General features: G+C 44.7%; 3 protein-coding genes. All 3 read left to right on the plus strand.

Annotated elements, in window-relative coordinates; all coding sequences use genetic code 11:
- Window positions 1-270: 270 nt before the first annotated feature.
- The 3 genes from gltB to BLP92_RS10480 all read left to right on the plus strand — a co-directional run bounded on the left by gltB (window position 271) and on the right by BLP92_RS10480 (window position 7,416).
- The gene (gene gltB / locus BLP92_RS10470; RefSeq protein WP_090842909.1) at window positions 271-4,863 is read left to right on the plus strand and encodes a glutamate synthase large subunit; all 4,593 of its coding nucleotides are present in this window, start codon (window positions 271-273) and stop codon (window positions 4,861-4,863) included.
- Between the two features lie 171 nt (window positions 4,864-5,034).
- Complete coding sequence (locus tag BLP92_RS10475) at window positions 5,035-6,522, plus strand: glutamate synthase subunit beta (protein WP_090842910.1); 1,488 nt, start codon at window positions 5,035-5,037, stop codon at window positions 6,520-6,522.
- A 669-nt stretch (window positions 6,523-7,191) separates the two neighbouring features.
- Window positions 7,192-7,416, plus strand: a complete 225-nt coding sequence (locus BLP92_RS10480) for a hypothetical protein (protein ID WP_090842911.1) — start codon at window positions 7,192-7,194, stop codon at window positions 7,414-7,416.
- Window positions 7,417-7,624: the final 208 nt, after the last annotated feature.

Genomic DNA, 7,624 nt, shown 5'->3' on the forward strand with positions numbered 1-7,624 from the left:
GTTTGAAAGCGCTTGTAATCTGAAAATATAGATAAAGTGCCAATTAATGCCTTTGTATTTTCGCAAAAAGATGGTATTATTCAATGATATAAAAGAAAAGTTCACCAATTTCTGAATTTTTCACTCAGCACATCTATTTATTCTTCTAAAGGTGGAGAGATGAATAAATGTGCATAAAAATGTGAACGAATGGTTAAATATAATGCAGAAATTCATTTGCGGTATGTTCTCATTCGTGCATATTTTGTACTTTTAAGGAGGGACGTTATCATGATGAAACACGGATATCCAATAGCTCAGGGTCTTTATGATCCAAGAGAGGAACACGAAGCCTGTGGAATCGGGATGATTGCGAATATCAATGGAAGTAAGACACATGATATCGTTCAAAATGCGATCACGATTCTTTGTAACCTTGAGCACCGCGGAGGACAGTCTGCGGATGTAAGTTCCGGGGATGGGGCAGGAATTCTTACACAGATTCCCCATCGTTTTTTTGAAAAGCAGTTCCACAAAGAAGATATTGCAGTACCTGAACAAGGAAAGTACGGTATTGGAATGGTGTTTTTCCCACAGGACCAGAAGGCCCGTAAAGAAACACGTAAAGTGTTTGAACGTATTATAGAAGAAGAAGGACAACGTGTACTTGGCTGGAGAACCGTTCCTGTAAACGATTCATTCGTAGGGGATGAGGCAAAGAAAACCAGGCCATTTATCCGACAGGTGCTGATTGGCCCTTCAGAAAATATAAAAGATCAGGATGAATTTGAGCGTCGTTTGTATGTTATCCGCAAACGCACAGAAATTGAAATAGCAAAGTCAATGCAGAACCAGGATTTCTATATCTGCAGTTTGTCTACGAGAACGCTGATTTATAAAGGGATGTTAATACCGGAACAGCTCGATTCATTTTATATCGATCTGAACCACCCGGATTTCAAAACTGCGGTTGCTTTCGTGCACTCACGCTTCAGCACTAACACTTTCCCAAGCTGGAAAAGAGCGCACCCGAACCGGTATACAATTCATAATGGAGAGTTCAATACACTCCGTGGAAATGTAAACTGGATGAAAGCCCGTGAAAAAATGTGTCAATCAGAGTACTTCGAAAATGAAGACTTAGAGAAAATTCTGCCTGTAATTGATAAAAACGGCAGTGACTCATCCATGTTTGACAATGCATTTGAATTCCTGCATCTCTCCGGCCGTTCCCTCGCACATACAGCAATGATGATGATTCCAGAACCTTGGGCAAATGACGAAACAATCAAACCCGAAAAGCGTGATTTTTATGAATATCATAGTACTCTCATGGAACCATGGGACGGCCCGGCAGCAATCGGCTTTACTGACGGCCGCTATGTAGGTGCTACTCTGGACCGGAATGGCCTGCGTCCAGCGAGATATTATGTAACGAAAAGCGGAATGATTGTGCTCGGTTCTGAAGTTGGAGCCCTGGATATTTTTGCAGATGATATTGAGTATAAGGAACGTCTGCACCCAGGAAAAATGCTGTTAGTCGATCTGGAACAAGGAAAAATTATTCCGGATGAAGAAATTAAAATGGCAATTGCCAAAGAAAAACCTTACCGCGAGTGGCTGGATAACAATATGATGGACCTCGGAGAAGTACCAGCAGCAGACCTTTCACAGCTGCCGGATGACCAGGAAAACCTTATTGATAAGCAGCTTGCGTTCGGTTATACGAATGAAGAAATGAATAAAATTTTAAAGCCGCTTGTCGCAGAAAAGAAAGATCCTGTTGGTTCAATGGGATATGATTCTCCGCTTGCAGTGCTTTCTAAAAAGCCGCAGCTGCTTTACAACTACTTTAAACAGTTGTTCGCCCAGGTAACCAACCCTGCGATTGACGCGATCCGTGAGGAAATTGTTACGCAGGTGGGTACTACCATCGGTGCAGAATGCAGTCTGGTAAACCCTGTTTCAGAAAGCTGCCGTCACATCCGTTTAAAGAAGCCGGTGCTCAGCAACGAACAGCTGGCTGCACTTCGACAGCAGAATCTGGAAGGATTCAAAGCTGTTACACTTCCTATTCTATTTGACGTGTCAGCTGGAAAAGAAGGTCTTGAGCCTGCGCTGGAGCAATTGTTTGCAGATGCAGATCAAGCACTGGAAGAAGGCAATACATTAATTATTCTATCCGACCGCGGACTGAATAAAGAAAAAGCAGCAATTCCGGCACTGTTAGCCGTTTCTGCGCTGCACCATCACTTAATCCGCCAGGGGAACCGTACAAAAGTGAGCCTTTTACTGGAAACGGGAGAAGCGCGTGAAGTACATCACTTTGCTACTCTTCTTGGCTACGGAGCAGAGGCGATTAACCCTTATATTGCGTATGCGTCCCTTGAAGAAATGCGTAACCGCGGGGAAATTGACCAGTCGTATACAATGGTTGAAATTGTATCGCAGTATATTGATTCCGTCACAGATGGTGTTGTAAAGGTTATGTCGAAAATGGGTATCTCTACTATTCAGAGTTACCGTGGAGGACAGATCTTTGAATCTGTTGGTATTTCGAAAGAAGTAATTGACCGTCATTTCACAAGAACTTCTGCCAAGCTCGATGGTATTGGCCTGGAAACAATCGCAGAGGAAGTACTGCTGCGACACATTCCTGCGTTTGAAGAAATGAGAGGAAGAGCGAAGAAGTTAGAAATTGGTGATGAATTCCAGTACAGACAAAATGGAGAAGATCATCAGTACAATCCGAAAACAATTCACATGCTTCAGCATTCGACAAGATCCAATGACTATGAAGCTTTTAAAGAATATTCGCGGTTAATCACAGATGAGAAAAATAATCTGCAGTCACTCCGCGGCATGATTTCCTTTAAAAAGCGAGATGCAGTGCCTTTGGAAGAAGTCGAGTCTGTAGAGTCCATCTGCAAGAGATTTAAAACGGGTGCAATGTCACTTGGTGCGATCAGCCAGGAGGCGCATGAAGCGCTGGCAATTGCAATGAACCGTATTGGCGGAGCCAGCAACAGCGGAGAAGGCGGCGAGTATCCGGAACGTTTCACTCCGGATGAAAACGGCGATTCCCGACGAAGCTCCATTAAACAGGTAGCATCCGGTCGTTTTGGAGTGAAGAGTCACTATCTGGTGAACTCTGATGAAATCCAAATCAAGGTAGCGCAGGGTGCGAAGCCGGGAGAAGGCGGACACCTGCCTGGAAAGAAAGTATATCCGTGGATTGCAGAAGTGCGTGGTTCTATTCCTGGAGTAGAACTGATTTCACCACCGCCGCACCACGATATTTATTCGATTGAAGACCTTGCAGAGTTAATTCACAACTTAAAGAATGCTAACCCGCGGGCACGTATTTCTGTAAAACTGGTTTCTTCCGGCGGTGTTGGTACAATCGCAGCAGGTGTTGCGAAAGGCCGTGCAGACCTGGTATTAATCAGCGGTTATGACGGCGGTACAGGAGCTGCTCCAAGAACAAGCCTGAAGCATGCTGGCCTCCCATGGGAAATCGGCTTAGCTGAAACACACCAGACGCTTCTTTTAAATGGACTTCGTGACCGTATAGTCGTAGAGACAGACGGTAAAATGATGACAGGGCGCGACGTAATTGTTGCAACGCTTCTCGGTGCAGAAGAATATGGCTTCTCAACTGCTCCTCTTGTTGTGCTTGGCTGTATCATGATGCGCGTATGCCACCTGGACACTTGTCCGGTTGGGGTTGCGACACAGAATCCGGAGCTTCGCAAGAAATTTATTGGAACTGCAGACGCAGTGGAAAACTTTATGCGTTTTGTCGCACAGGAAACTCGTGAACTGATGGCAGAGCTAGGGTTCCGTACGATTAATGAGATGGTAGGACGTACAGATGTCCTTGAAATTAATAAAAATGTAGATCACTGGAAAGGGAAGTACCTTGATCTGGAGCAGCTGCTTCATCAGCCTGCAGTGAAACCGGGCCAGACTGTTTATGCAAGCCGTAAACAGGATCATGCACTGGAGAAATCACTGGATCATCAGGAACTGCTTCCATTCTGTGAAGAAGCATTGGAAAATGGTACCCCTGTCAAAGGGACTTCTTCCATCCGTAACATCCACCGGGTAGTAGGAACTATTCTTGGCAGTGAAGTAACACGCCGCTATGGACTGGAAGGACTTCCGGAAGATACTATCCGCTTAACCTTCAAAGGTTCTGCTGGTCAGAGCTTCGGTGCTTTCGTGCCGAATGGTATGACGCTGAAGCTGGTAGGAGACGCAAATGACTTTATCGGGAAAGGTTTGTCAGGCGGTAAAATCATTGCCCGTCCTTCCCGTAAATCTCCGTTCAAGTGGGAAGAAAACATTATCATTGGTAACGTCGCATTTTACGGTGCATCCAGCGGAGAAGCTTACATCAGCGGTATCGCAGGAGAACGTTTCTGCGTACGTAACAGTGGTGTTAAAGCGGTTGTAGAAGGTGTGGGAGACCATGCCTGCGAATATATGACCGGAGGTAAAGTGGTGATCCTTGGAGAAACAGGCCGTAACTTTGCAGCGGGAATGTCCGGAGGTACTGCTTATGTACTGGATGAATCCAGCGAATTCTATGCAAAGTGCAATAAAGAGCTTGTGAACCTGACCGGGGTGGATGATCCTTTAGAGATGGAAGAGCTGAAGGCAATGATCGTGAAGCACGTAGACTACACGCTCAGCCGTAAAGGACAGCGGATTCTGAACAACTGGGATTACTATGCACCGAAATTTATCAGAGTTATCCCGCAGGCGTATCAGGAAATGCAGGAACGCATTGACTATCACCTCAAGCAGGGACTCAGCCAGTTTGACGCTGAAATGGCAGCCTTTGAAGACAGCAAAAAGCCAAAAGTTGCTGCGAAATAACCAACACCAGATTTCAGAAGTAATGCGGCAGGGCAGAATACTTTGCCCCTGTCTCATAATATAGCAGAATGCACACTTTATCGGCCGGACACCTGATGCTTTTCGGGTGCCCGGATATCGTGTGAAAATAACTCGGCTCGTCCGGGAAAATAAATGAAGGAGGGTGCTACGATGGGAAAGCCTACAGGATTTATGGAATACGATCGTCAGACGATACCTGAGCGTAACCCTGCTGAAAGAACAAATGATTGGGACGAGTATGCGCTTCCGATGTCAGATGAAGAAGCACAGATTCAGGGAGCCCGGTGTATGGACTGTGGTGTACCTACGTGTCATACAGGAATGGAAATCGCAGGAGTAACGACTGGCTGTCCAGTATATCACCTTATTCCGGAATGGAATGATATGGTATACCGCGGACAGTGGAAGGAAGCACTGGAAAAAGAACATGAAATGAATAACTTTCCTGAATTTACTGGATTTGCCTGCCCGGCACCCTGCGAAGGTGCCTGTGTGCTCGGTATTAATGAGCCGCCTGTAGCGATCCGTTCTGTAGAGAAATCTATCATTGAAAAAGGTTTTGCAGAAGGATGGGTACAGCCGAATCCGCCGAAGCAGCGTACAGGGAAGCGTGTAGCTGTCGTCGGTTCAGGTCCAGCAGGACTTGCAGCAGCAGATCAGCTGAATAAAGCAGGGCATAGCGTAAGTGTATTTGAGCGTCATGACCGTTTAGGCGGACTGCTTACTTACGGTATTCCGGAAATGAAACTGCCTTATTCCATAGTTCAGCGCCGTATTGAAATTCTTGAAGCAGAAGGCATTGAGTTTTTTACAAACACAGAAGTAGGAAAAGACCTTCCGGCAGACAAGCTTCAATCAGATTTTGACGCTACTATTCTTGCCGGCGGAGCTACCATCCACCGGGATGTACCAGCAGAGAATACAGATTTAAAAGGAATTCACTATGCCATGGATTTCCTTCATGCAAATACTAAGAGTCTTCTGGATTCAAAACTGGAAGACGGAAATTATATTTCTGCAAAAGACAAAAATGTCCTTGTTATCGGCGGTGGAGATACAGGAACAGACTGTATCGCTACTTCGGTGCGTCATGACTGCAAAAGCCTTGTGCAGTTTGACATTTATGATAAAAAAGGCAATGAACGTGATATGCTTGCGAACCCTTGGCCGCAGTATCCAACAATTCACCGCGTTGAGTACGGACAAAAAGAAGCATCTTCCGTATTTGGAGATGACCCGCGTGCTTATGCAGTAATGACGAAAAAATTCGTTGGTGATGAAGAAGGCCACGTGAAAGAAGTGCATACAGTAAATGTATCTCTTCGATTTGATGAAGAAGGCAATAAGATCCGTGAAGAAATTCCAGGATCAGAAAAAGTATGGCCGGTGGACCTCGTGCTTATTGCAATTGGTTTCAAAGGACCGGAACAGGGTCTTATAGAGGCTCTGAATGTAGAAACGAAAACGAATTCTACAGTGCGTGCACAGTATGATGATTTCAAGACAAATGTAGACGGTGTATTTGCCGCAGGCGATATGCGCCGGGGACAGAGTCTCATAGTATGGGCGATTAATGAAGGCAGGGGCGCTGCAAGAGAGTGTGACCGCTTCCTAATGGGCCACACACAGCTTCCGTAGGACTACAATAGAATTGCTTGAAAATCTTCATGCCATAAATCCACCGGTCTTCTGCCGGTGGATTTTCTTTGCCGAAGGACCGGGAGCATGAGTAAAGATGATCGCTGTCAGCGCTGAATAATCAATGTATCACAGTCTTAGTCAACCCCTGCAGTGTAATTCTGCATTATTGTTCACTATAGTGGAAAAATGCAGGATTAGTGCAGTAATCGAAATTTGTCAAAGCCAGGTCCGGTGAAGCAGCAAACTAGTCTAGAAGAATGATCGACGGATAACAGCTGCTTCCTCATGAGCCAATTTCATAACACGAAATCAGATAATTTAAAACGAATAATAGAAGGTTTCTTCGTTATAGACGGATGCTTTCCCGAGGGCTTGTCTTCAGCTAAATAGGACGATAAAAAACTTTCGTCCTATTGGATCTTCAGACTGCGCTGATCCTCCGGGAGTCACCGTCTGTCACTTCGGAACACATATTAAAAACGAACATTAAATGTTTAATGGCAATGAACGTTCGTCAATTCTCTTTAAAAATGTAATTATGAAATTGGCTCCATATATAAATTTTTATAGCCTGAAAGGTATAAAATCAATTCCGCAGAGGTTTTGAATGATTAGATTAAGGAAAGAAATAGATATATACATAAATAAAGGGGAGGGGGGAGCTTTATGGGGAAAAGCTCATTTGGAAAAGGAAATGGCAGCCGCACTGTTTTTATTAAATATGCACTTATAACATTACTTATAGTAATAGTTTTATTATTTATCGTAAACTTCCTGCTGCCTATGTTAAGCGATGATGAACCTGAGGATGGGAACAACACGAACAATATCGAAGTAGATATCAACGTGGAGAACGATGAATTAAACGGGACAAACGAAGAAAATTCTTAAAAAAGCTACCTTGAAAATAAAAGTTTTGCGAAAAAGAAGTAATCATACTGCTTCACTTTCGGAGAGGCTTGCCCAAGGGCTTGTTCTCGACTAATTTCTCCTCACAGGGCACGGCTTCCATTGATCCACAGACAGCAGGGCAGAGACCGCCATGCTGTCTTGAAGAACCAGGATCGATTCCGCTCGTGCTTCGTGACCTTCCAGAAGG

The sequence above is a fragment of the Alkalicoccus daliensis genome (assembly GCF_900103955.1).
GTDB classification, from domain to species: domain Bacteria; phylum Bacillota; class Bacilli; order Bacillales; family Salisediminibacteriaceae; genus Alkalicoccus; species Alkalicoccus daliensis.

Coding starts and splice junctions, on each gene's coding strand:
- BLP92_RS10475 (WP_090842910.1), top strand. CDS start 5,035: ATGGGAAAGCCTACAGGATTTATGGAATACGATCGTCAGACGATACCT.
- gltB (WP_090842909.1), top strand. CDS start 271: ATGATGAAACACGGATATCCAATAGCTCAGGGTCTTTATGATCCAAGA.
- BLP92_RS10480 (WP_090842911.1), top strand. CDS start 7,192: ATGGGGAAAAGCTCATTTGGAAAAGGAAATGGCAGCCGCACTGTTTTT.